23 protein-coding genes, 1 tRNA gene and 1 other annotated feature are annotated in these 24,751 nt (G+C 65.2%); of the genes, 4 read left to right on the forward strand and 20 right to left on the reverse strand.

All coding sequences use genetic code 11. The features are described 5' to 3' along the window. Positions 1–45: 45 nt before the first annotated feature. From NKI21_RS28605 to NKI21_RS28630, 6 genes are all read right to left on the reverse strand, one after another. Positions 46–2,088, reverse strand: a complete 2,043-nt coding sequence (locus NKI21_RS28605; RefSeq protein ID WP_352868579.1) for a hydantoinase/oxoprolinase N-terminal domain-containing protein — start codon at positions 2,086–2,088, stop codon at positions 46–48. 308 nt (positions 2,089–2,396) lie between these two features. Next, positions 2,397–3,023, reverse strand: coding sequence for a CDGSH iron-sulfur domain-containing protein (locus NKI21_RS28610; RefSeq protein WP_352673170.1), 627 nt, complete (start codon positions 3,021–3,023; stop codon positions 2,397–2,399). Positions 3,024–3,138: 115 nt separating this feature from the next. Beyond that, positions 3,139–3,510 (reverse strand): hypothetical protein, encoded by a 372-nt coding sequence (locus NKI21_RS28615; protein WP_352868583.1) that lies wholly within the window; start codon positions 3,508–3,510, stop codon positions 3,139–3,141. A 124-nt stretch (positions 3,511–3,634) separates the two neighbouring features. Next, positions 3,635–3,991, reverse strand: coding sequence for a hypothetical protein (locus NKI21_RS28620; protein ID WP_352868586.1), 357 nt, complete (start codon positions 3,989–3,991; stop codon positions 3,635–3,637). Between the two features lie 49 nt (positions 3,992–4,040). After that, on the reverse strand, positions 4,041–5,528 hold the full coding sequence (locus NKI21_RS28625; protein WP_352868589.1) for a pyridoxal phosphate-dependent decarboxylase family protein: 1,488 nt from the start codon (positions 5,526–5,528) through the stop codon (positions 4,041–4,043). Positions 5,529–5,540: 12 nt separating this feature from the next. Continuing rightward, the gene (locus NKI21_RS28630; protein WP_352554382.1) at positions 5,541–6,629 is read right to left on the reverse strand and encodes a PLP-dependent cysteine synthase family protein; all 1,089 of its coding nucleotides are present in this window, start codon (positions 6,627–6,629) and stop codon (positions 5,541–5,543) included. Positions 6,630–6,883: 254 nt separating this feature from the next. Here NKI21_RS28630 and NKI21_RS28635 point away from each other — a divergent pair, with 254 nt between their 5' ends. The 3 genes from NKI21_RS28635 (at position 6,884) to NKI21_RS28645 (ending at position 9,634) form a co-directional block, all read left to right on the forward strand. After that, positions 6,884–8,869: a BTAD domain-containing putative transcriptional regulator gene (locus NKI21_RS28635; protein ID WP_352868606.1), complete on the forward strand. Its 1,986-nt coding sequence runs from the start codon at positions 6,884–6,886 to the stop codon at positions 8,867–8,869. Between the two features lie 127 nt (positions 8,870–8,996). Beyond that, a complete protein-coding gene (locus NKI21_RS28640) occupies positions 8,997–9,179 on the forward strand; it encodes a hypothetical protein (RefSeq protein ID WP_502896789.1) in 183 nt (60 codons plus the stop codon). An 80-nt stretch (positions 9,180–9,259) separates the two neighbouring features. Continuing rightward, positions 9,260–9,634 carry a YkvA family protein gene (locus NKI21_RS28645; protein WP_352720966.1) on the forward strand — a complete coding sequence of 125 codons (375 nt, stop codon included), beginning with the start codon at positions 9,260–9,262 and terminating at the stop codon, positions 9,632–9,634. An 87-nt stretch (positions 9,635–9,721) separates the two neighbouring features. Here the strand turns inward: NKI21_RS28645 and NKI21_RS28650 are convergent, their stop codons facing one another. From NKI21_RS28650 to NKI21_RS28705, 12 genes are all read right to left on the reverse strand, one after another. After that, on the reverse strand, positions 9,722–10,027 hold the full coding sequence (locus NKI21_RS28650; protein ID WP_023814177.1) for a UBP-type zinc finger domain-containing protein: 306 nt from the start codon (positions 10,025–10,027) through the stop codon (positions 9,722–9,724). Then, positions 10,020–11,711: an FAD-dependent oxidoreductase gene (locus tag NKI21_RS28655; RefSeq protein WP_352868594.1), complete on the reverse strand. Its 1,692-nt coding sequence runs from the start codon at positions 11,709–11,711 to the stop codon at positions 10,020–10,022. Before NKI21_RS28655 ends, NKI21_RS28650 begins: the two co-directional genes overlap by 8 nt. A 155-nt stretch (positions 11,712–11,866) precedes the next feature. After that, positions 11,867–13,351, reverse strand: coding sequence for a SulP family inorganic anion transporter (locus NKI21_RS28660; protein WP_352442637.1), 1,485 nt, complete (start codon positions 13,349–13,351; stop codon positions 11,867–11,869). Between the two features lie 72 nt (positions 13,352–13,423). Then, positions 13,424–13,479: a sequence feature (sul1 is cis-regulatory element that is thought to sense ions involved in sulfur or methionine metabolism; They are found in Alphaproteobacteria), on the reverse strand. Positions 13,480–13,663: 184 nt separating this feature from the next. Further along, positions 13,664–13,748, reverse strand: a tRNA-Leu gene (locus tag NKI21_RS28665). A 72-nt stretch (positions 13,749–13,820) separates the two neighbouring features. Then, on the reverse strand, positions 13,821–14,441 hold the full coding sequence (locus tag NKI21_RS28670; RefSeq protein ID WP_127268270.1) for a 2,3-bisphosphoglycerate-dependent phosphoglycerate mutase: 621 nt from the start codon (positions 14,439–14,441) through the stop codon (positions 13,821–13,823). A 41-nt stretch (positions 14,442–14,482) separates the two neighbouring features. Continuing rightward, complete coding sequence (dapB, locus tag NKI21_RS28675) at positions 14,483–15,304, reverse strand: 4-hydroxy-tetrahydrodipicolinate reductase (RefSeq protein WP_352442638.1); 822 nt, start codon at positions 15,302–15,304, stop codon at positions 14,483–14,485. Further along, positions 15,301–17,160 carry an ABC transporter ATP-binding protein gene (locus tag NKI21_RS28680; RefSeq protein ID WP_352442639.1) on the reverse strand — a complete coding sequence of 620 codons (1,860 nt, stop codon included), beginning with the start codon at positions 17,158–17,160 and terminating at the stop codon, positions 15,301–15,303. Before NKI21_RS28680 ends, dapB begins: the two co-directional genes overlap by 4 nt. A gap of 138 nt (positions 17,161–17,298) precedes the next feature. Next, positions 17,299–18,324, reverse strand: coding sequence for a glucokinase (locus NKI21_RS28685; RefSeq protein WP_023814171.1), 1,026 nt, complete (start codon positions 18,322–18,324; stop codon positions 17,299–17,301). Between the two features lie 200 nt (positions 18,325–18,524). Beyond that, complete coding sequence (gene mepA, locus NKI21_RS28690; RefSeq protein ID WP_352442640.1) at positions 18,525–19,613, reverse strand: penicillin-insensitive murein endopeptidase; 1,089 nt, start codon at positions 19,611–19,613, stop codon at positions 18,525–18,527. A 65-nt stretch (positions 19,614–19,678) separates the two neighbouring features. After that, on the reverse strand, positions 19,679–20,578 hold the full coding sequence (locus NKI21_RS28695; protein ID WP_128305280.1) for an SDR family oxidoreductase: 900 nt from the start codon (positions 20,576–20,578) through the stop codon (positions 19,679–19,681). Continuing rightward, entirely contained in the window at positions 20,575–21,729 is a 1,155-nt protein-coding gene (gene queG / locus NKI21_RS28700) for a tRNA epoxyqueuosine(34) reductase QueG (RefSeq protein WP_352613492.1), read from the reverse strand. Before queG ends, NKI21_RS28695 begins: the two co-directional genes overlap by 4 nt. Continuing rightward, positions 21,710–22,402, reverse strand: coding sequence for a glutathione S-transferase family protein (locus tag NKI21_RS28705; protein WP_013528622.1), 693 nt, complete (start codon positions 22,400–22,402; stop codon positions 21,710–21,712). Before NKI21_RS28705 ends, queG begins: the two co-directional genes overlap by 20 nt. 160 nt (positions 22,403–22,562) lie before the next feature. Between NKI21_RS28705 and NKI21_RS28710 the strand changes: the two genes are divergently transcribed. Beyond that, the gene (locus tag NKI21_RS28710; RefSeq protein WP_352613490.1) at positions 22,563–23,369 is read left to right on the forward strand and encodes an undecaprenyl-diphosphate phosphatase; all 807 of its coding nucleotides are present in this window, start codon (positions 22,563–22,565) and stop codon (positions 23,367–23,369) included. Positions 23,370–23,403: 34 nt separating this feature from the next. Here NKI21_RS28710 and NKI21_RS28715 read toward each other — a convergent pair whose 3' ends face one another. Next, complete coding sequence (locus tag NKI21_RS28715) at positions 23,404–23,781, reverse strand: YraN family protein (protein WP_128305282.1); 378 nt, start codon at positions 23,779–23,781, stop codon at positions 23,404–23,406. Further along, positions 23,774–24,703 (reverse strand): 16S rRNA (cytidine(1402)-2'-O)-methyltransferase, encoded by a 930-nt coding sequence (gene rsmI, locus NKI21_RS28720; RefSeq protein ID WP_128305283.1) that lies wholly within the window; start codon positions 24,701–24,703, stop codon positions 23,774–23,776. Before rsmI ends, NKI21_RS28715 begins: the two co-directional genes overlap by 8 nt. Between the last annotated feature and the right edge of the window lie 48 nt (positions 24,704–24,751).

Genomic DNA, 24,751 nt, shown 5'->3' on the forward strand with positions numbered 1-24,751 from the left:
GGTCAATTCAGCTTAGGGTGAAGGTGGCGTATTTCGCCGCCCCGCTCAAACCGCAATGCGCGGCCTTCCCGAGGCCACGGCCACGACATGCGCCTCGATGAACATGCGCTGGGCTTCGACGGTCGAGACCCGGAATTCGGTGGCGACGTCGATCTCGGCGCTGTCGGTGCCGGCATCCCTGGCGCGCTCCGCGACGATGGCGCGGACATCGGCCTCGGCCGCCGCGATCGCCGTCGCCTCGTCGAGGAAATCGCGCACGGTCTCGCCCGAGGCGAGACGAAACAGCCCTTCCATGGGCTGGCTGACCCGCGCCTCGGCCGATACCCTGACCTGGCCGACGACGGCGCCGAGCGCGTTGGCGACATCGGTATCCCTGGGCACCACGCAGTCATTGCCGATCAGCGGCGGCAGCCCGACATAGTGCAGCGGCGCCGAGGCGCCGAGGCCGATGACCGGGCGGTCGAGCGCAACGCTCAGGCGGGCGATGCCGGGATGCGCGTCGACCGCGCGCTGCACCAGGGCGTGCGCCACCGTCGACGCGCCATCGAGCCCATCCTCGGCAAAGGCGGTCTCGAGGATATATTCGGCCGACCAGCGCGTCAGCGTCACCAGCACCCGTTCCGAAATCGCTTCCGGCGAAGCGGCGATGTTCTGGCCACGGCCGTCACGCTTGCGGGCGAACAGTTCGGCGCCGAGGCGCGCGGCGATGGGATCCCAGTTCGCCTGCTTGCCCAGCACATGGGCGGCGTCCGACGGGGTGAAGCCGGCGACATGCACCAGCCCGCGCGACACCAGCCGGTTCAGCGTCGCGTTCTGCGCGTTGGAACTCAAAAGCCTGTCGACGGCGAGCGGCACGGCACCGATCAGCTCGTAGAGCCTGGCTTCGGCGCCGGTCAGGCCGGCGGCGAGCCGGTCCGGCACGCCGGTGCGCACCGCGAAGCGGCCGTCCATGCGGCCGGGATTGGGCGCCCGCAGCTGGCGTTCGAGTTCGGAGGTGACAGCTGTACCGTGCGCCATGCCGGCCAGCGCCAACGGCACCAGGCGGCGCGGCCCGAGCAGGATCTTCGGGTTGAGCGCGCCATCTTCCAGCGCCACTTCGGAATCGCCGCCGAGGCCGAAGGTGCGCATGGCGACGGCCTCGACCATGGTGCGGAAGCCGCCGACGGTGGCGCCTTCCGGGTCGAGCCTGGGACGGCCGCCATCGAGCACGGCGACGTCGGTGGTGGTGCCGCCGATATCGGACACCATGGCATTGTCGAGCCCGGTCATGTGGCGGGCGCCGACCAGGCTGGCGGCCGGGCCGGACAGGATGGTCTCGATCGGCCGCTGGCGGGCAAACGCTGCCGAAACCAGCGCACCGTCGCCGCGCACCACCATCAGCGGGGCTGCAATGTTGCGCGCCTGGAGAAAGCCTTCGGTTGCCGCCACCAGCCGGTCGATCATCGAGATCAGCCTGGCGTTGAGCAAAGTGGTCAGCGCCCGGCGCGGGCCGCCGAGCTTGGCCGACAGCTCGTGGCTCGATGTGACCGGCAGGCCTGTCTTTTCGCGGATCAACTCGCGAGCGGCGATCTCGTGCGCCGGATTGCGGGTGGCAAAATAGGCGCAGACGGCAAAGCCGGACACCGAGGCGCCGAGTTCCGGCAACGCCGCTTCCAGTCCAGACAGATCGAGCTTGGCTGCATTGCCATGGACGTCGTGGCCGCCCGGACAAAAAACCACCGGATCGGTGCCGAGCGCGGCCTTGAGCCCGTCGCGGGCGAGATCGCCCAAGGAAAAGCCGATCATCACCAGCGCGACGCGGCCGCCCTGGCCCTCGACAAGCGCGTTGGTGGCAAGCGTCGTCGACATCGACACCAGTTTGATATCAGCCGGATCGGTTCCGGCTTTCTGCAGCACCGCGTCGACGGCGCCGGAAATGCCGACGGCAAGATCATGCCTGGTGGTCAACGCCTTGGCCTTGGCCAGCACCTTGCCTTTGTTCGGCCCCTCTTGCGGGCCTTCCGTCTCAGACCACAACACGGCGTCGGTATAGGTGCCGCCGGTGTCGATCCCGAGGAACAGCGGCTTTGGCTTGGTCTTGGCTGTCATTTTTGGCGGCGGTCCGGGTGGCAATTTATTTGTCCCTGCCCTTAGCCGATACGGAGCGGACGATAAAGCCGCGAGCGCTGGGCCACGGTAGGTAGGTTGGTGGTGGTGAACAAGCGAGGTCGGCGGGACAGCACCCCCCTCTGCCCTGCCAGGCATCTCCCCCGCAAGGGGGGAGATCGGATGTCATCCCCGCTTTCGCCATCTTCAATGCCGAAAAGGGCGCCGCCGGCGGAAACTGCCAATCTCCCCCCTTGCGGGGGAGATGTCCGGCAGGACAGAGGGGGGTGCTGTCCCGCCGGCCAAAACAGCTACCCCACAAACCCCACCTTCTTGTGCGTGCCATCGCAGAACGGCTTGTTGGCGGAATGGCCGCAGCGGCAGAGGAAGGCGCGTTGGGTACGGTCGACCGTATGGCCGGTTCCGGTGACGATCTCGAGATTGCCCTCGAGCTTGAGCGGGCCATTGGTGGTCGGCGTCACTTTCAGCGGACCATTCCTCGCTTCGAGCGCCGGCGTGTCCTTCAGCGGCGGCTCGCCGGTGGCGGCAAAACCGGACTTGTTGTGGCTGCCGTCGCAAAACGGCTTGTTTTCCGAAGCGCCGCAGCGGCAAAGCGTGGCACGATAAGAAGTCTCGCCGTCGAGCACGATCTCGGCGTGTACCGCCAGCGGGCCGTTTTCCCGCAGCCGCACCGTGTTGACCACCGGCGATTGCTCCTGCGGCCCGCCATCCTTCCGGACATAGGTGATGGCGCCCGAGGGGCAGCTTTCGGCGATGGCAACGATCTTCTCGACGCTGGCCGCCTCGGGATGGATCCATTGGCCCGGCGCGTTGGGCACGAAGACATGCGGATCGCCGAGCACGCAGTTGCGCGAATGGATGCAGCGCTTGCCGGAAAACCCGACGTCGATCTTGTCGCTTTCGACCATGCCGGCCATAGCTGAGCTCCTTTTGCCTGAAGCGCGTCGCGTCTGAACAGGTCGAGGCGTCGCGCGCTGGGTATTTGCACAGGCTATGGCTTCCGGTCCGAAGACCGTCAAGCTGGCAAACCGGTCAGGGGACCAGTTCGATCTCCTCGGTCTCGCCGCCGTTGCAGGTGTAGCAGCAATCCTCGCATTTTTCCGTGTTGCCGGGACCGACGCCCCAATAGGTGCCCTCGTCGCCATCGACCCAGGCGCCGTAGCAGATCGCTTCGCCCGCGTTGCAGGATATCGGCAGCTGCTTGGTCTCGCCGTCGTCGAGGAAATAGTCCTTGTCCTCGCCCGGCCAGACATAGTCGCGATCCTGGCTGTAGAGCTCGACGCGCATGGCGTTCGGGTGGCTGTTCTTGATGGCGAAGGTGACATCGTCGGCTAGCGCCGCCGACGCAACCAGCATGACGAAGGACAGCGCGGCCAGCATGCGGCGCGCATAGGCATGAAACATGATAACCCCCGAATAAGCGGCCCACCCGGCCGCAGGGCGACCATTGCATGCAGCGCTGAACCGCGGAAGTGGACCGGACGGGCCGATCCCCGACTTAATTTGGGTCCAACGAAACTTCCGCGCTCTACGGCACCAGATCGATCGTCTCGGTCGAGTGTTCCACGCAGATGAAGCAGCAAGTGTCGCAGGGCTGGTCATTGTCCGGCCCGACGCCGGCCGAGAGGCTGTCATTGCCGTCAACCCAGGCGCCATAGCAGATATGTTCGCCCTGATTGCAGGACAGCGGCACGGATTTCTGCGACTCGGGTTCGATCAGGAACACCTTGTCATTGCCCGGCCAGACCGTCTCACGATCGCGGCTGAACAGCTCGACCGCGACAGATTCCTTGCGCAGGTTCTTGACGAAGAAGGCCATGTCGGCGGCCTGCGCCGAGGCGGTGAAGACCAGCGCTGCCAGTGCAACCATACGAAACAGCGTCACGGCCTGGATCTCCCGAATCATCGCGGCAGAATCGCATGCCTGCCCGTAACTAGGAAGGCGCGGAACCCTGCGTTGCGATCTCGCGCCCCAGTCGCACTGTTTCCCGCACCAGAAGATCGAGATCCTCGCGCCGTGTGCGGTGGTTGGTGATCGCCACCCGCAGCCAATGCTCGCCATGCACCGTAGTGTCGGACAGTGCCGCAATACCCTGTTCCTGCAACCGCAGCATGATCTCCATGTTGAGCGCCTTCAGAGCCTCGCCTGTCAGACCGGGCTGATAGCGGAAGCAGACGATGTTGACGGTCGGCGATGCCGCCAGCTGCAACCGCGGCGCGGCCTCGATCAAGCCGGCAAGATAAACGGCCTGGGCAATGTTCTGGTCGATCAGGCGGCCGAATTTTTCGACGCCATGCTGCTTCAGCGCCATCCACACCTTCAGCGCGCGAAAACCGCGCGACGTCTGCAGGCCGTAGTCGTGCAACCATTCGCCGGAAGCGAGGCCGCGCGGCGTCGATTCCAGATATTCCGGCGTCACAGCGAAGGCCCCGCGATGCGCGGCGGCATCCCTGACCAGGGCGCAGCCGACTTCGAACGGCGCGTGCAGCCATTTGTGGGGATCGAGCGCGACCGAATCCGCCCGTTCGATGCCGGCGACGCGATGGGCATTTTCAGGCGCAATCGCGATCAGCGCGCCGATGCAGCCGTCGACATGGAACCAGAGGTCTTCCTCATGTGCCAGCTTCGCAAGCGCCTGCAAATCGTCGATCGCCCCGGTGTTGACCGTGCCGGCCGTACCGATGACGCAGGCCGGTTTGAACCCTGCCCTGCGGTCCTCGGTGATCGCCGCACGCAAGGCAGCGATATCGATGCGCAGCCCGGCATCGGTCGGTATGCGGCGCAGTGCCCGGTTGCCGAGGCCGAGTGCCTCCATCGCCTTGCGGTGGCACGAGTGGATCTGCTCCGAGCCGTAGAAGCGCAGCGGCTTTTCGATGGCGGCGACACCGTGCTCACGCACGTCGATGCCGGCCTTGACGTTGCGCGCCACGGTCAGCCCTATGATGTTGGCCATCGAGCCGCCGCTGACCAGCGTGCCGCCGGCAGAAGCTGGAAAGCCCAGCATCTCCTTGCACCAGTTCACCACCTGGCTGTCCATCAGCCCGGCGGCGTGGTTGCCGCCGCCGAGGTTCGAGCCCTGGATAGCCGCCAGGAAATCGCCGAGCGCGCCGGTGAAGTTGCTCGACCCCATATACCAGGACCAGAAGCGCGGATGGATATTGCCCATCGGATAGGACATCACCGTGCGGGACACCTCGGCATAGACAGCATCCAGCGGCGCCGGGGAGCGCGGCAGCGGCGCCGAGAAGGCCTCTCTCACATCGGCCGGCATCTCCCGCCAGACCGGGCGGTCGCGCACATCGCGGAGATAATCGACCGCATCGTCGATGACCCGGTGCGACAGGGCCTGCACATCGGCCCAGTCCAGGGGATCGAGCGTTTCCTCGGCCACCAGGCCGGGGTTTTCTTGCATGGCGTCCATGACGGATCTCCGTCAAGCCGCGGGAAACTGACAGCCGGGCGTCGAGCGCGACAGGGCAGTCTCGTCGGCATCCATCTCGGCCTCGATGCCGTCGAACAGCGGTGTCGACATGTAGCGCTCGCCGGTGTCGGGCAGCATGCACAGGATCACCGCGCCGGCCGGCGCCTTCTCCGCGACCTGCCGCGCCACGGCGAAGGTGGCGCCGCCGGAAATGCCGGTGAAGATGCCCTCTTTCCGCGCCAATTCTCTGGCCCATTTGATGCCCTCGGGCCCGGCGATCGGCATCACCTCGTCATAGAGGCTGGTGTCGATCGCCTCCTGCAGCACGTTGGGGATGAAATCCGGCGTCCAGCCCTGGATCGGGTGCGGCTCGAAGGCTGGATGGCTGGCGGCCGGGGCACCATCGGTGCCGCGCTGCTGCACCTTGCCGCTGCCGATGAGCTGCGCGTTGGCCGGCTCGGAGAGCACGATGCGGGTTTCCGGACGCTCGCGGCGCAGCACGCGCGCCACGCCGACCACCGTGCCGCCGGTGCCATAGCCGGTGACGAAGCAATCGAGCCGCGAGCCGGCGAAATCATTGACGATCTCGCGCGCCGTCGTTGCCTCGTGGATGGCGGCGTTGGCCGCTGTTTCAAACTGGCGGGCAAGGAACCAGCCATTGGCCTCGGCCAGTTCCACCGCCTTCTTGTACATGCCGAAACCTTTTTCGGCGCGCGGCGTCAGCACCACCTTGGCGCCCAGCATGCGCATCAGCTTGCGGCGCTCGACCGAAAAACTGTCGGCCATGGTGACGACCAGCGGATAGTCCTTTTGCGCGCAGACCATGGCGAGGCCGATGCCGGTGTTGCCGCTGGTCGCCTCGACCACCGTCTGGCCCGGCTTCAGCGCACCGCTGCGCTCGCCCTCCTCGATGATGTTGAGCGCCAGCCGGTCCTTCACCGAGGCGCCGGGATTGAAATACTCGGCTTTGACGTAGATCGTCGCGTGGGACGGTCCGAGATTGTTGATGCGAACCACCGGCGTGTCGCCGACGGTGTCGAGAATGCTGTCGAACAGGCGGCCGCGCCCGGCCGTGGTTCTGATCTTCTGCTGCTGCAACATCTTGGTCTCCCTGATTGTCATCGTGTTTTGTCTTCACGGGCCGGTTACAAGCCAGCGGGTTGGGCGGCGAGGTTTGGTGACCTTGCCGCGCTAGGACTGACATGCCGCACAGCGGCAATGGCTGTAGCCGGCGCTGAAATCCGCTGCCGGATGCGCCGTGTCGTGTTTGGTGATACAGGAGAGGCCGACAGGCCAGCGTGGGAGCAGGCGTGGAAACGCACGTGGAATCCAACCGATCGAGGCTGGACGGCGACATGCCGGACCTGTCGGTGCGCCTGCTCGGGCCGCTGATGATCTCCCACGACGGCGCTCCGGTAGCCCTCCCCGCGTCACGCAAGCTGCGCGCGTTGCTCGCCTATCTGGCGCTGGCGCCGCATCCGGTCGGCCGCAGTCGCCTGTGCGAGTTGTTGTGGGATGTGCCGAACGACCCAAGGGGCGAACTGCGCTGGTGCCTGAGCAAGCTGCGGAGCACGCTCGACGCGGTGGGCCGACACCGGGTCGCGACACAGGGCGACACGGTCGCACTCGATCTGAGCGATTGCCTGGTCGATGCGCTGGAGGTGAGCCAGGCCGCCACGCAAGGGCTCGGCACCCTTGATGTCGAGCGCTTGCGGGCGCTGGCCAGACTGTTTGCCGGCGATTTCCTCGATGGGCTGGAGCTCGAGCGCAGCCCGCATTTCAACAGCTGGCTGACCGCGCAGCGCCGCCGCTTCCACTCGTGCCACGTCGCCGTGCTGGAGCAACTCGTCGGCAGCCTGGCGGCAGACAGCGACGAGGCGATCGCCCATCTCGACACATGGGTGGAACTGGCGCCGTTCGACCGGCGTGCACATGCGGCACTTTTGGCAGGTCTGGCCGGACGCGGCGAGATCGGCGCGGCTGAAGAGCATCTGGCGGCGGCAGAACAGTTGTTCAAATCGGAAGAACTGGATTTCGCACCGCTTCGCGCGGCCTGGCGGGCGATCCGTGACCGACAGTCGGGCATCTCGCTTCGGACGGCCTGCCTGTCCACACTATCGCCATTGGTGGCCACGCCGACCGCACCCGGCCCGGTCGAGCCCAGCCATGCTTCGCTGGCGGTGATGCCGTTTGTCGAGGAGGTCGGCGGCACGCGCGGCGGATTGGCCGACGGTTTCACCCACGACATCATCACCCGTCTCGCCAAGCTCAGGGACTTCTTCGTCATTGCGCGCGGATCGGTGTTTGCGCTGGCCGAGAAGAACATCGCGCCCGAGGATGCCGGCCGCCGGCTGAATGTCGACTATGTCGCCACCGGCACGGTGCGCAGCCCGTCCGGCCGCCTCATCGTCAGCGTCGAACTGATCGAGGTGCGCAGCGCCAGGATCGTCTGGGCCGAGACCTTCGAGCGCAGGCCCGATGACATCTTTTCCGTGCTTGACGACATCGGCAACAGCATCGTCTCCTCGATCTCGGCCGAGATCGAAACGGTCGAGCGCAACCGCGCCATGCTGAAGGCGCCCAGCTCGCTCAACGCCTGGGAGGCCTATCATCGCGGCCTCTGGCACATGTACCGCTTCACCCAGGCCGAAAACGAGCAGGCGCGGCATTTCTTTGCCCAGGCCCTGCAGCTCGACCCGACCTTTGCCCGCGCCTATGCCGGCCTGTCCTTCACTCACTGGCAGAACGCCTTCCAGCGCTGGGGCGACCGCGACCGCGAAAGCGCGCTGGCCTTCGAGAGCGCCGGGCACAGCCTGCTGGTCGACGACCACAATCCGGCCGCGCATTGGGCGATGGGCCGGGCGCTGTGGCTGCGCGGCGAGCAGGACGGTTCGCTGCTCGAACTCGAGCGGGCTGTCGATCTCAGCCCCAACTTCGCGCTCGGCCACTACGCGTTGTCCTTCGTGCATTCGCAGTCGGGCGACCCGCAAGCGGCGATCGGCTCTTCCGACCATTCGCGCCATCTCAGCCCGTTCGACCCGCTGCTGTTCGGCATGCTGGGCGCACGCGCCATGGCGCATGTCCGGCTCGGCCAGTTCGAGGAAGCGGCCGAATGGGCACTGAAGGCGGCGGCGCGGCCCAACGCCCACGCCATCATACTGGCGATCGCCGCGCACTGCCTGGCGCTGGCCGGACGGCTCGACGAGGCGCGCGGCTTCGCCGCCGCCATTCGCAAGACAAGGCCGGACTATTGCGCCGACGATTTCATCGGCACCTTCCGCTTCGAGCCGGATGCCGTGGCGCTGTTCCGGCAGGGCGCCAGGCTTATCGGGCTGAACTGAAGCCTGGCATCGCCATCTGGGGCATCGCTTGGGAATTTCGCCTCAATTCCGCTGGGTTAACGAAGTCGGAAGGAGTTGTTTAACCGTTCGCGGCTATGTCACCGCGTGGGGGACCGACAAAGTGAGTATGATGAGCAACAGCTCCGACAAGCGCAATGAATGGCGCGCCATCTTTTACGTGCAAGCTCGCGTCGCCATCCTGTTTGTCCCGGTGGTTGCCAGCCTGCTGATCATAGCGGCGCTTGCCGGAAACGAACGCAAGTCCGTTCCCAGCATGATCGACCCGACCGTCACCGGCTCCGTGCGGTAAACCAGCGGTCATCGGGTTCTTCGAGACACTCTCGGAGGCGTGCGCTATCGGCGGTTTTCATTTGGCGTTAAAATCATCCGATGGCACTGAATGAGTGGGCCCGAACGATCAAGCGCGATGTGCATGCGCTCTACCTCGCCGCTCGCGATCCCCGAACGCCTTGGTATGCCAAGGCGCTTGCCGTGTGTGTTGCAAGCTATGCCTTGTCGCCAATCGACCTGATCCCCGATTTCATTCCGGTGATCGGCTATCTCGACGACGTCATCCTTGTCCCTTTGGGCGTCCTTGCCGTGGTCAGGATGATACCGCCCGAGGTGATGGCGGAACACAGAAAGACCGCCGCGCTGGCCGCCGACAGGCCGGTGAGCCGCTACGCGGCGGTGATCATTGTTTGTATCTGGGCTGCCTCGATCGTGCTGGCCGGGTGGCTGGGATATCTGTATTTCGCCGACTGACTGCCAAGCCGTTCTGCGGGGGGGCGGCCGCCAAGAAAGCCCGGATGGATCGCGCTTTCTCGGGATTCCTTCGCCATCTGCCGTCGCTCAAACAAAGCGCGGGATCGGGCCGTTCTGCGGGGTCACATCGTCGCCAAGCTCGATAAAAACCTCGTCGACATAGCACCATGCCCAGCCTTCGGGTGGATCGTAGCCCTCGATGATCGGATGCTTGGTGGCGTGGAAATGCTTGGTGGCGTGGCGGTTGGGCGAGTCGTCGCAGCAGCCGACATGGCCGCAGGTGCGGCAGAGCCGCAGATGCACCCATTGCGACCCACTCTGCAGGCATTCCTCGCAGCCGAGCGCGCTCGGCGTCACCTTCCTGATGTCGCGCGTATGTCTGCATTCATCCATGATGCTCTCCTGCCATTCGAGGTGTATCGGCGTTGCCGCGCGCGAGATATGCATGCAATGCCGCGACCACCTGGGCGCCTTCGCCGACAGCCGCCGCGACACGTTTGACCGAGCCGGCGCGGACGTCGCCTATGGCGAACACGCCGCTGCGGCTGGTCTCCATCTGCGCCGATCCTATGTCCGAGCCGGTGCGCACGAAACCTCTGGCGTCCAGCGCCACATCACAGTTCGCCAGCCAATCGGTGTTCGGATCGGCGCCGATAAAGAGGAAGAGATGGCGGATCGAGCGCGTGGTTTCCGCGCCGTTGGCGCGGTTGCGCCAGCGCACTGTTGCAAGATTGCCCTCTTCGCCCTCCAGAGCCTCGATTTCGGTCCCGGTCAGCACCTCGATGTTCGGCTGCGCCCGGATGCGCTCGACCAGATAGCGCGACATGCTGGCATCGAGGCTGCCGCCGCGCGCCAGCAGTGCCACCTTCCGCGCATGGCTGGCCAGATAGACGGCCGCCTGTCCGGCCGAATTGCCGGCGCCGACCAGCGCCACTTCCTGGTCCGCGCAAAGCCGACCTTCGATGGGCGACGCCCAGTAATGCACGGACGTCCCCTCGAACCGCGCCAGATTGGCGATGTCGAGGCGGCGATAGCGCGCGCCGCTGGCGATCACCACGCTGCGCGTGCGCACGGTCTCGCCGTCGCCGACATCGAGCAGATAGCGGGCGCCTGACACGTCGGCGGCGGCGCTCAAAAGCTTCGCCTCGTCCGGGATCACCATTTCGACGCCGAATTTCTGCGCCTGGTTGTAGGCGCGCGCCATCAGCGCCATGCCCGAAATGCCCGTGGGGAAACCGAGATAATTCTCGATGCGCGAGGAGGCGCCGGCCTGTCCGCCGAAGGCACGGCAATCGAGCACGATCGTCGACAGGCCTTCGGATGCCGCATAGACCGCCGCCGCCAGCCCTGCCGGGCCGGCGCCGACGATGGCCACGTCATACACCGTATCGGCATCGATCGGCCGCAGCAGGCCGATGCAGCGGGCGAGGTCCTTTTCACCGGGGTTCATCAGCAGCCTGCCGTTTGGACAGAGCACGATCGGCAGGTGGTGCGGATCGACCTCGAAGCGTTCTACCAGGGTTTTGGCGCAGGGATCGCTGTCTGAATCGAGCACGCGGTGCGGTTGGCCGCTGCGGGCGAGGAAACCCTGCAGCCGCAACACGTCGGCATTGTCCTGGGGTCCGATGATGATCGGCCCGCTGGTGGCGCTCTCCAAAAGCCCGACGCGGCGCAAGATCAGCGCCCGCATGATGCGCTCGCCGAGATTGGCCTCCTGCACCATCAGGTCGCGCAGCCGCTGCGAGGCGATGACGAACGCCTCCACCGGTTCGGCGGCCTGCGCATTGACCAGCGAGGGACGGGCCGAAAGCTGCGCCAGTTCGCCGACAAAGCTGCCTGGACCGTGGGTGACGATCGTCTCGTGCCGGCCGAGCCCCCCGTCCTGGGTGATATCCACGCTGCCCGACAGCACGACGATCAGACCGGGCGCTACATCGCCCGCCGTGACGATGTTCTCGCCGGCCGCATAGGCGCTGGCCTCGCCGAACCGGCGCATGCGGTCGATGTCCACCTCGGCCAGCGTGGGGAACGCCTGGTCGCGGCGGGCACCGAAGATCTGGGTGGTGGATTGAGCCATGGTTGAGCGTAGCGAAGCGGGCGCGGAGTTTGAAGCGGTTTGTTGGAGCCCTGACCAGGAGGGGAGGTCTGGCTGGTAGACACCACGCCGTCGTCATCTCGGGCGAGGATCCAAACCGAGACACCAGCCGAAGAACCTCAGTCGGAAGGCCTTCGTCAGTGGCTGAAGACTCGTTCCAAAGCACCCGGCTCATTGTGCATGGCAAGTTTGTCCATGATGGTGACGCTGGCCTCGTTGAGACCTACCACCTCCACCTCGACGCCCTCGCGGCGGAACTTGAGAACGGCGGTGTCGACTGCGCCGACGCCAGTGAGGTCCCAGATATGAGCGTGAGTGACGTCGATGACGGCGCGCTGGAGGCGCTCCTTGAAATCGAACGCGTTCAGAAAGTCCTCCGCTGAAGCGAAGAATAACTGGCCCTCGATAAGGTAATGGCGCTCCGCGCCGTCGCCACTGAGGGTCGAGGTGACGCGGAAAATCTGCGACACCTTCCAAGCGAAGAAGATGCCCGAGAGCAGCACGCCCACCCCGACACCAAGCGCGAGATTGTGGGTCCCGACCACGGTGATCACTGTCGCCAGCATGACGATGCTTGAACGACGGGGGTGCTTCCTGAGATCGTTCAGAGAAGACCAGCTGAACGTGCCGATCGATACCATGATCATGATGGCGACCAGGGCCGGCATGGGAATGACGCGCAGCCAGTCGCCGAGCGACATGAGCATGAACAACAGGAACACCCCGGCCACAAATGTGGAAAGCCGCGTGCGTCCACCAGATTTGACGTTGATAACCGACTGGCCGATCATGGCGCAACCGGCCATGCCGCCCAGGAACCCGGTTACGAAGTTGGCGATACCCTGGCCAACACATTCACGGTTCTTGTCGCTTTTTGTGTCGGTCATCTGGTCGACAATGGACGCCGTCAGCAGGCTTTCGAGCAGGCCAACCGCGGCCACGCCTAGTGAATAAGGCAAAATGATCCACAGCGTTTCCAGCGTGAAAGGCACGTCTGGCAGCAGGAAGGTCGGCAAGCTCGACGGCAGTTCGCCGAGGTCGCCCACCGTCCGCACGTCGATGTGAAGCAGCAGCGATAGGGTGGTGAGCACGATGATGCACACCAGAGGCGAGGGCACCGCCTTCGTGATGCGGGGAAACAGATAGATGATGGCAAGGCCGAGACTGATCATCGCATAGGTTTGCCACGGCATGCCGACCAGCTCCGGCAGTTGGGCCATGAAGATCAGAATCGCAAGCGCGTTGACAAATCCGGTCATCACCGAGCGCGACACGAACCGCATCACATAACCCAGCCTAGCGAAGCCGGCCGCGACCTGGACCACGCCGGCCAGAATGGTTGCCGCGAGCAGGTATTGCAGACCATGGTCGCGCACCAGTGTGACCATGAGCACGGCTGTCGCCGCGGTGGCTGCTGAAATCATCGCCGGCCGGCCGCCGGTGATGGAGATAATCATGGCGATGGAGAAAGAAGCGTAGAGCCCAATCTTGGGGTCAACGCCGGCAATGACAGAAAAACCGATGGCTTCTGGTATCAGCGCCAGGGCGACAACAATGCCCGCGAGCACGTCGCCGCGCAGGTTGCCGCGCCACTCGTCGCGGTAGGTTTTGAATGTGAGCATGGAATTCCGGTCAATCATTTCCAGACCGCGACGGACCGCAGCCCATCATAGTCAGCGCAGATCTGGTTTTGTTGTTGTCCGGCGGATCGGCGGCCGGAAGAGCCACCCGGAATTGCACCGGGTCCATCTTGGATATCTGCACATAGCCGCAAATTTTGGTGCAGTGCAACAAGTCTTTGCTGCACGGCGTAGGCGCTGGCCTCGCTGAAACGGCCGTTTTAGAGTGACCTTGAGCCGCACAAAGAAAAAGCCCGGACGAACCGGGCTTTTTCTTTAAGTTTCTGAACCGTCGAAGGGTTCGAAACCGGAATTTGGTGCCCAGAAGAGGACTCGAACCTCCACTCCTTGCGGAACACGGACCTGAACCGTGCGCGTCTACCAATTCCGCCATCTGGGCTGGTGCGGGCTCATGTAAGCGGGCAAGCGATGTGTGTCAACGCGCTTTTTCGCGGTTGCTCCGTTCGCCGGCTCAGTCGTCCAGCACTTCCTTGGACGCGACGGTGGAATCGGCGTTGAGCTGGTAGATGACCGGCACGCCGGTGCCGAGTTCCAGCTTGACGATCTCCTCGCCCGACTTGCCGTCGAGCGCCATGATCAGCGCGCGCAGCGAGTTGCCGTGCGCGGCGACCAGCACGGTGCCGCCGCGCAGCACATGCGGCTGCAGATCGTGCAGGTAATAGGGCCAGACCCGGGCGCCGGTGTCCTTCAGGCTTTCGCCGGCGGGCGGCGGCACGTCGTAGGAGCGGCGCCAGACATGCACCTGCTCCTCGCCCCATTTCTTACGGGCATCGTCCTTGTTGAGGCCGGAGAGATCGCCATAGTCGCGCTCGTTCAGCGCCTGGTCGCGGATGGTCTTCAGGTCGCTTTGACCGACGGCGTCGAGGATGTGCTGACAGGTCTTTTGCGCCCGGATCAGCGCCGAGGTGAAGGCGATGTCGAATTTCAGGCCGCGCGCCTTGAGTTTCTGGCCGGCGGCCTTGGCCTCGGCATGGCCCTGCTCGGTCAGGTCGACGTCGCGCCAGCCGGTGAACAGGTTTTTCAAATTCCATTCGCTCTGGCCGTGGCGCACGAGCACGAGGGTTCTCGACATGTTTGCTCCCTTCAGGTTGGGCAAGTTGGCAGATTGGCCGCTCAGCTGAGGCCGAGCACGTCCCGCATCGAATACAGCCCCGGCTTCTTGCCGCGCGCCCAAAGCGCCGCCTTGACGGCGCCGCGGGCGAAGATGGCGCGGTCCTCGGCATGGTGGGCAAGCGTGATGCGCTCGCCGGTGCCTGCCAGCATCACGCTGTGGTCGCCGACCACCGAGCCGCCGCGCAGCGTGGCAAAGCCGATCGAGCCCGTCTTGCGCACGCCGGTGTGGCCGTCGCGGACGCGTACCTCATTGCCTGAAAGCTCGATACCACGCCCGGCGGCGGCGGCTTCACCCAGCAGCAGCGCTGTGCCCGATGGCGCGTCGACCTTGTGCTTATGGTGCATTTCGAGGATCTCGATGTCGAAATCGTCGGCATCGAGCGCGCGTGCCGCCTGCTCGACCAGCACCGCCAGCAGATTGACGCCGAGGCTCATATTGCCCGACTTGACGATCGTCGCATGGCGCGCCGCCGCCGCGATTTTCGCATTGTCGTCGGCCGTGCACCCGGTCGTGCCGATGACGTGAACGATGCGCGCTTGCGCGGCGTAGCCAGCGAATTCGACTGATGAGGCCGGGGTGGTGAAATCGAGCACGCCGTCTGCCTTGGCGAAGACCGGCAGCGGGTCGTCACCGATCGGCACATTGATGATGCCGATGCCCGCCAGTTCGCCGGCATCCTTACCCAGATGCGGCGAATCCGCCCGCTCGACCGCGCCGATAACTCGAGCGCCTGATATAGAGTGGATGGCACGGATCAGCGTCTGGCCCATGCGGCCGGCAGCGCCCACCACCACAAGGCCCATATCGCCTGCTTCGCTCATGTGCTCCTCACAGCAGTCTTCTTCGCACGCGTGGCCCGGACCGGAGTTTGGATCGGCTTGCTGTCATCGACAAGCCCCAGCCCCTTCTTGCCCTGGATGCGGTGGAAGCGGGAATAGATGCTGTCCGGGTCGGCCATCAGCGTCGCATGGGTGCCTTCCTCGACCAACCGTCCCTCTTCCAGCACGATGATGTGGTCGGCATTGACCACCGTCGATAGCCTATGCGCTATGACGATGGTCGTGCGGCCTTGCATGACTTGGGTCAGCGCTTCCTGGACGCGCGCCTCCGCCTCGTTGTCGAGCGCCGATGTCGCCTCGTCGAGCAGCAGGATCGGTGCCTGGCGCACGATGGCGCGGGCGATCGAGACGCGCTGGCGCTGGCCGCCGGAAAGGGTCGAGCCGCCTTCGCCGACCGGCGTGTCGTAACCTTGCGGCTGCTGGCGGATGAACTCGTCGGCTGCCGCCTGTTTCGCCGCCTGCTCGATCTCGGCGTCCGTGGCCGACAGACGGCCGTAGCGGATGTTGTCGCGGATCGTGCCCTCGAACAGATATGGCGCCTGCGCCACATAGGCGATCGACTGCCGCAGCGAATGCTTGGTTACCTTCGAGATGTCCTGGCCATCGACCTCGATGCTGCCCCGGTCGACGTCGTAGAAGCGCTGCAAGAGCGCCACCAGCGTCGATTTGCCGGCGCCCGACGCACCGACGATCGCCGTCACCTTGCCGGCCGCGGCGGTAAAGCTCAGGTCCCTAAGCACCGGCATGTCGGCGCTGTAGCCGAACGTCACATTGTCGAAACGCACCTCGCCGGTGGTGATCCTCGCCTCGACGGCATCGGGTGCGTCGCCCTGTTTCGGCTCCAGGTCGAGCAACTCGTAGATCATTCGCGCGTTGACGAGGGCACGTTCCATGCCCACCTGTGTGCGCGCCAGGCGTCTTGCCGGATCGTAAGCCATGATCAGTGCGGTGATGAAGGAGAAAACCGCGCCCGGCGGCTGCCCAAGATACAGAGCCCGGTAACCGGAATAGGCAAGCACGGAGGTGATGGCGAGACCGCCCAGAATCTCGGAAATCGGCGACAGCCGCTCCGAGACGCGGGCGATCTTGTTGTTACGCTGTTCGGCCGTGTCCGCCATGATGCCGATGCGGCGCGCCAGCTCGGCCTCCAAGGTGAAGGCCTTGACGATGGCGATGCCTTGCGTAGCTTCCTGCACGGACCCGTTCAGCCGCGAATTGATCAGGACGGATTCCCGGTTGATACGCCGCAGTCGGCGGGTGATATAGACGACGGCCCAGATCAGTGGAGGGCCGATCAGCAGCGAGCTGAGCGACAACACCGGATCCTGATAGATCATCACGCCGACGAGAGCGACCAGCGTGACCGCGTCGCGGCTGATGGAGGTCAGTGTCAGCGACAGCAGATCGCGAACGCCGCCGACATTCTCGCTGACCTGTGCCGCCAGCCGACCGGAACGCGTATCGTTGAAGAAGTTGACGCCGAGCTTCATCAGATGGTCGAAGCTGCGCTTCTGGTAGCGCGCGACCAGATTGTTGCCGATACTGGCCAACGCGACTGCTTGGCCGTAACCGGCGAAGCCGCGCAGCAGGGAGGCTCCCATGAAACCGGCGCAGATCAACCAGAGCATATCGCCGCGTCGTTCGTAGAAGATCTGGTTGATCATCGGGGCCATGATCCACGCCGTGAAGGCAGTGGTGCCGGAAACGATCAGCAGGCAAGAGACGGCGACGACATAGGTCCAGCGATACTCGTTGCCGTTTTCAGCGAGGATGCGGCGGAGCACCGCTGTGACCTCGCCGGGCCGGGCTTTTTGTTTGTTTGGAGCTTGAAGTGTCAAATCGGGAGCGCTTTGTGGTTTTCCGCCTCGTGGGACCGGGGCTGCAAATTCGGCACCCCTCTTAACGCCCTGCGGCCTGATTGCCTATGCCCGCACCTGATTAACTTCGTCGCGGGGGCGCGAGCGCTTCGCTGGCTTTCAGGCCTGCCAGCGCCGGCCCTCCGTCTGGACACCGAACAGCGAGGGGGTCCTGGCATAGGCGGCAAGGCCCAGAAGTGCGGCCAGCGGGTGGGTGATGACATAGACCGGCATGGTGCGCATCATCGCGCTGTGCGGCGCCTTGTCCTCGAAAGCGGCCCGGAAATTGCCGGCTTTCAGCGCCGGCACGATCTTCTGCGCGATGCCACCGGTGAGGAACACGCCGCCGCGGCTCATGAATACCAGAGCAAGGTCGCCTGCGGTGCGCCCAAGGCAGGTGACGAAGATCTCCAGCGCTTCCTCGGCAACCGGATCGGTTTTCGCAAGTGCCGCGGCAGTGATCTCGGCCGGCGTCGTGAAGGGCGACGCCTTGCCGTCCGCCTTGGCCACCGCCCGGTAGACATTGACCAGACCGCGCCCGCACAGGATCTGCTCGCCCGAAACGCGGCCTTCGAGCTTCTCGATATGCGGAAAAACCTCGAAATCGCGCGGTGTGCGCGGGCCGATGTCCATATGGCCGCCCTCGCCGGGGACCGGTATCCAGTGGTGCAGCGCATGGACCAGCCCGGCGACGCCGAGCCCGGTTCCCGGACCGAGCACGACGCGCCCGGCATTGGGCTCCGGCGTGCCGCCGCCGATCTTTTCCATGTGCTCCTCGCCGAGCGCGACGACGGCCAGCGCCTGCGCCTCGAAATCGTTGAGCACGACGATGTCGCTCAGGCCGAGGCTGGCGAACATTTTCCTCGGCTTGACGATCCAGGGGCAGTTGGTCAGCTCGATCTCGTCGCCGTCGACCGGGCCAGCCACCGCCAGCACCGCCGAATTGGGACGCACCGACGAGCGGTCGAGCACGGCCGCCTGGATCGCCTCGTCGATGGTGTTGTAGTTTGCCGTCTGGACGATGGTCGGCTCGCCAGCCTCGGAATTGGCGTCGAGCACGATCGAAAAGCGCGCATTGGTGCCGCCGATGTCGCCGATCAGGATCGGAAACCGCAGCAAAGTGTCGTCGTCGCCTGTGCGTGGCATGCTCTCGTCCGTCTCCGGCGCCCCCGACGGCATCTGGCCGTTCTTCCGTTGACTAGCGCATGGGTTTGAAAAGGGAAACGGTTTTCGACCCCGGCGGCGCGCTGAGGCCGGCTCTGCGGCCAAACCGCCACGGTTTCGCAAAAATGCGGCGCTGAACCGATTGAGCCTGCCTATAAGCTGTAAGCTATAAGCCGTGATCGTCAGTTTCCAGGCGGCCGCGGTCTCGGCAGCGGCACGCCGATCTCGGGCGTCGCCGTGAAAGCGTTCATCGTGCTTGGCAAGCCGGCGGCGGCCGGGGTGGCGGGCAACGAGGGCGCTTCGGGTTCGGGCGCGGCAGCCGCGACCGGCACGCCGCCGCCATGGTAGGTCGCCGCCTCGGCCGACGAAGGCCCCGGCGCGTCGAGCACGGCGCGGCATTCGCTCGGCAGGTTCGCCATCGTCATCAGGTCGCGCGCCTTGGGCGCATCCGGGTTCTTGTTGGGGCGCCAGGGCTCCTGCGTGAACCACCAGGCCAGCGGCTTGCCGCAACCGTCATCGTCCGGCGTCGCTTCCTGCGCCTTGCAGCCGGGCGATCCGGGCTGACAGCCGATGCGCACGTGGAAATGATAGTCGTGGCCCCAGAACGGCCTGACCTTGCGCAGCCAGAAGCGGTCGCCCTTGACGGTGTCGCAGAGCTTTTTCTTGATGCCCGGATTGACCAGGATGCGCTCGACCTGGCTGTAGCTCGCCGCCCGCTTCAAAAGCCTTGTGTGCGCTGGCGTCCACAGCGCGTCCTTCACCAGATGGGTCTTCTCATCGACCATCAAGGTGGCGCTCATCGATTCGCGCTGCGCCATCGACAGCGGGCGGCTGGGCATCGGCGTCAGCCAGATGTCGGCGTCGAGCCCGATCTGGTGCGAGGCATGTCCTGTCAGCATCGGGCCGCCGCGCGGCTGCGAAATGTCGCCGATCAGCAGGCCTGACCAACCATCGGCCGCTGCGTCGCGCGACAATTTCTCGACTACCGCGATCATCGCCGGATGGCCCCAGCGGCGGTTGCGCGACGGCCGCATCACCTGCCAGGTCGGACCGTCCAAGGGAATGGCGACGCCGCCGGCAAAACAGCCCTTGGAATAGAATCCGATCGACTGCGCCGCGGTCGCGGCCGGCAGTTTCTTGGCGCCAAACAGGTCTTTTGCCCGCTCCTCGGCGCTCGCCGGCTGAACGGCTAACCCAAGCACGGCAAGCAGGCCGAGCGCAGCGGCCAACAGGGGCGTTTTGCCGAAAGATGGCCTCATCGCTGTCTTCATGAACCCGGTTCTCCACCGCAATCCCAAGGCCGAATCATAGCACGCCGCGCCCGCGGCTTCGATCGTCAGCGCTTCATCGGGCTGCGCGCTTCGCCGTCACGCCAATCGCCGCTTGCCCACATATGATCGAAGGCGGCGCGGTAGTCGCGAAAGCGCAGGGAATAGCCCGCCGCCTTGATCGCCGCGTTGGCGACACGCTTGTTCTCGCCATAGAAGGACCGCGCCATGGGCGAAAGTTGGGCGGCGTCGAAGGGAATCTCGGGCGGCGGCTCTATGCCCATCAGCGAAGCGGCATAGGCGACGACATCCTGTGGCGGCGCCGGCAGATCGTCGGTGACGTTGAAGATGCCGCCTGTGTTTCCTTCGATGAGCTGCCACAGGGAGCCTGCAATGTCCTCGCAATGGATGCGGTTGAACACCTGGTCTGGCTTGACCAGCCGCCTTGCGGTGCCGTTTTCCAGATTGACCAGCGCGTTGCGGCCGGGGCCGTAGATGCCGGACAGGCGCAGGATCGCCCCCGGTCGGCCGATCTCGCGGCCCAGCTCCAGCCAGTCCTGTTCGGCGGCAACTCGCATCACCGAGCGCTTCGACACCGGCCGGCATTCAGCCGTTTCATCAACCCAGGCGCCGTCATAATTGCCATAAACCCCGACCGTAGAGAGATAGCCGATCCATTCCAGCAAAGGCATTTGAGCGATTGCCGCGCGCGCGGCATTCAAAACGGGATCGCCGGCCTCTTCCGGGGCAATCGAAATCAGCAGATGCGTTGTTTTTCCCAATGCATCACCGATTTCGCCGGTCATCGCGCCGTCGAACAGGAGCGGCGCGATACCGGCCTGCCGCAGCGTCTCGAATTTTTCCGGCGAGCGTGTCGTGCCGAAGATCGTCGCGGCGCCTTTGTTAGCCCGAGCAAAAGCCCTGCCGGAATAGCCGGCGCCGAAGATGAAGATCTGCTTTTCACTCATGCATTCGCCCTGGTTGGCCGCGCCAGACGCCATTCGTCGCGCACGGCTTCGTCGCTCTCGGTTTTCAGGCCGATGGCTGCCCTTTCTGAATATTCGGCGTCGAGCACCAGCCGCGCCAGCGCCCATATTGCCGCGCCCCGCACCAGCGGCGAAGCATCGTCCAGCAAGACGCGCACAGTGTCGGCAAGAGAGGCATCGCCGGAATTGCCGGCGGCGATCAGCACGTTGCGAATGAACCGGTCGCGGCCGATGCGTTTTATCGGCGAACCGGAGAAGAAAGCGCGGAAGGCCACGTCATCGAGACCCAAAAGGTCGGCGAGCGGCGGCTCGCGCAAATCATCGCGCGCGACGAGTTTTGCTTCGGAAGCCGCCCTGGCGAATTTGTTCCACGGGCAGGCGGCAAGACAATCGTCGCAGCCATAGATGCGGTTGCCGATCTTTTCACGGAACTCATGCGGGATCGGCCCCTTGTTCTCGATGGTGAGATAGGAAATGCAGCGCCGCGCATCGAGCCGGTAGGGCGCCGGAAAAGCATCGGTCGGGCACGCGTCGAGGCAGGCGCGGCAGGAGCCGCAATGATCGATCTCGGCGCGGTCGGGCACGAGTTCGGCGGTGGTGAAGATGGTGCCGAGGAACAGCCAGGAGCCGTGCTCGCGGCTGACCAGATTGGTGTGCTTGCCTTGCCAGCCGAGCCCGGCGGCCTCGGCCAGTGGCTTTTCCATCACCGGCGCAGTGTCGACGAACACCTTCACATCACCGCCGGCGCGCGCCACGAGCTTGCCTGCGATCTCCTTCAGCCGCCCCTTCATCACATCGTGATAGTCGCGGTTCTGCGCATAGACCGAGATGGCGCCACGGTCGCGCTTGGCCAGCACGCCGCCCGGATCATGGTCGGGGCCGTAGTTCATCGCCAGCACGACGATCGACCGCACCTGCGGCCACAGTGCCGCCGGTTCGGCCCGGCGTTGCAGCGTCTCGGCGATCCAGTCCATCGACCCGTGAAACCCGTCCGCGACGAATTCGGCCAGGCGCGCCGGCGCCAGCGGGATCGCATCGGGGGAGGTGACGGCGACGGCATCGAAGCCGGCGCGCTGCGCCTCCGCGTCGATCAGCGCGCGCAGTTTCGCGGGGTTAGAAGTCGAGGTCCGCATAGTGCGACACCGGTGACAGGCCACGCACCCGGTCGGTCAAAAGCGGCCGGAAAGAGGGCCGCGACTTGACCCGCGTGTACCACTCGCGTGCAGCGCTGTGCTCGCGCCAGTCGATCTCGCCGAGATAATCGAGCACCGACAGCGTCGCCGCGGCCGCGAGATCGGCATAGGTGACCCTCGAACCGGCCAGCCAATGGCGGGTGCCGGCCAGCCAGTTGGTGTATTTCATGTGCTGGCGGATGTTGGCGCGCGCGGCACGGATCGCGCCCGAATCGGGCGAGCCGCCGCCCGCCGTTTCCGGCATGACCGGCTTCAGCACGCGCTCGCGCACCAGATGGCGGGTAACTTCGCTTTCAGCCTTGTTGAGATACCAGTCGATGAGCCGGCGGATTTCGGCGCGCTGCATCGGGTCCTCGGCGAACAGCCGCTTGTCGCGCTTCAGCACACCGCGCGTTTCATCGAGATATTCCGAAATCACCGTCGCGCCGACGATCGGCACGTCGCCTTCGGCCAGCAGGATCGGCAGCGTGCCGGCCGGGTTCAGCGCCAGGAACTCCTTGCGCCGGGTCCACGGCTTTTCCTCGATCAAAGCCAGCTCCTCGCCATACTCGCCGAATGCGAGGCGGACGAAGCGACAGGTGGCGAACATGGGATGGTGGAAAAGCGTCAGCATGGTTCCGCGATGATAAAGCGCACTGGCGAATCGCAGGGCGCACCGGTAAGTCTTGGCCGCCCGGTTAGCGGGCCGTCAGGGTGTTGCGACCTATAGGGGGACTTCAACGCCATGACAAGCAAGCCCTTCTGTCAGCCGTCACGCCAATGCCGAGGTAGCCATGGAAAGCCAGACCATCGTCGAAGCCCTGCTGCTCGGCCTGCTGGAGGGGCTGACCGAGTTCATCCCGGTGTCGTCGACCGGCCATATTCTGCTTGCCGGTCATTTCCTCGGCTTCCATTCGACCGGCAAGGCCTTCGAGATCCTGATCCAGCTCGGCGCCATCCTGGCGATCCTCAGCGTCTATTTCCGCCGGCTGTGGAAGATGCTGCTCGACCTGCCGCATGACCGGCTGACGCGGCATTTCGCCATCGGCATCCTGATCGCCTTCCTGCCGGCGGCGATCATCGGCGCGCTGGCGCATGATTTCATCAAGACGGTGCTGTTCGAATCGCCGAGGCTGATCTGCATCATGCTGATCATCGGCGGCGTCGTACTGCTGGCGGTGGACCGCATGAACCTCAAGCCGGTCTACCGCGATGTCGAGCGCTTCCCGACCCGGCTTTACCTGCAGATCGGGCTTTTCCAGTGCCTGTCGCTCATTCCCGGCACATCGCGTTCGGGCTCGACCATCGTCGGCGCCCTGCTTTTGGGCGTCGATAAGCGCGCGGCCGCGGAATTTTCCTTCTTCCTTGCGATCCCGACCATGGTCGGCGCCTTCGCCTTCGACCTGTTCAAGAACCGCAACGTGCTGAGCAGCGCCGACCTGCCGATCATCGCCGTCGGCTTCGTCGCCGCCTTCGTCACGGCGCTCATAGTCGTACGCTTCCTGCTCGATTACGTCTCGCGCAACGGCTACTCGCTGTTCGGCTGGTGGCGGCTGGTGGTGGGTATTGTCGGGCTGGCGGCGCTGATGGTTTGGGGGTGAGCTTACCCTCCCCCTTGTGGGGAGGGTAAGCTACTCAATTCCTTCCGTAAAACGCGTTCTCGACATGCACCGGCCAGCGCCAGGGCAGCACCGCGACCATGTCGAAGCGCATCGACAATCTGCCGTAGTCCGCTTGGCGTGACAGCCAGATGTCAGCCGCGCCTTCTATGCGACGCTCCGATTCGTGACCGATCGCCTCCATGGCTTCCATCAGCGTGCGGCGCGCCTTGACCTCGACGAACAGCACCAGATCGCCGCGCCGCGCGATCAGGTCGATCTCGCCGAAGCGTGTGCGGTGGCGGCGCGCAAGAATCCTGTAGCCCTTCATCATCAGGGCTGCCGCCGCCAGCCATTCGCCGCGATGACCGCGTCGATAGGCTTTCAGGCGGCTGGAGCTCGGGCGCTCAGCCACTGTCGCTTTCTCCAGAAATCTCCCTGAGCTCTAGCAGCCGCCGATAGAGCGCCTGTTTCTGGCCGCCGGTCATTTTCGCGGCTTCCGCAGCCGCCTTGGAAGCCGGCATCTCGGCGGCGAGCGACAGCAGCAGGCGGTCGATATCGGCGGGCTCGTCCGCCTTGGCCTCGGCCGGGCCGACGCAGACGACGATCTCGCCCTTCGGCGTATCGGCCGCAGCATAGTGGTCGGCCAGCGCCTGCAGCGTGCCGGTTCGCATCTCCTCGAAGGTCTTGGTCAATTCCCTGCCGATAGCCGCCTTTCGCTCGCCGCCCAGCGCTTCGACCATGGCACCGAGGGATTCGGCCAGCCGACGCGGCGATTCGAAGAAGATCAGCGTCGCCGGCACGGCTTTCAGTGCCTCCAGCCGCGTCAACCGCTGCCCGGTCTTCACCGGCAAAAATCCGGCGAACATGAAGGCATCGGAGGGCAGGCCGGATGCGGTCAACGCCGCAAGCGGCGCCGACGGGCCGGGGATCGGCACGACGCGAATGCCGTGGTCGAGCGCCTCGCCGACCAGCCGGTAGCCGGGATCGGATACCAGCGGCGTGCCGGCATCGGAGATCAGCGCCACGCTCTGCCCGGCCTGAAGTGCCGATATCAGCTTCGGCCCGGCCTCGCCGGCATTGTGTTCATGATAGGCCGTGGTGCGGCGGCGAATGCCGTAGCGCTCGAGCAGCACGCGCGACACCCGCGTGTCTTCGCAGGCGACGATGTCGGCCGCGGCCAGCGTCTCCAGCGCGCGCAGCGTGATGTCGGCGAGATTGCCGATCGGCGTCGCCACCAGATAGAGCGCCGGCTCCAATGGCCGTGCCGCGATCTCGGTCTGCCCGACCACATAGCTGCGCTTGCTCGTCTCTGCGGTCACCGATGACTTCTCCATTCAGCCCTGTTTGGCACGGCTGACGCGGGCTTGCAAAAGCTGACGCCG

Source organism: Mesorhizobium sp. M0715 (assembly GCF_040320355.1).
Taxonomy (GTDB): domain Bacteria; phylum Pseudomonadota; class Alphaproteobacteria; order Rhizobiales; family Rhizobiaceae; genus Mesorhizobium.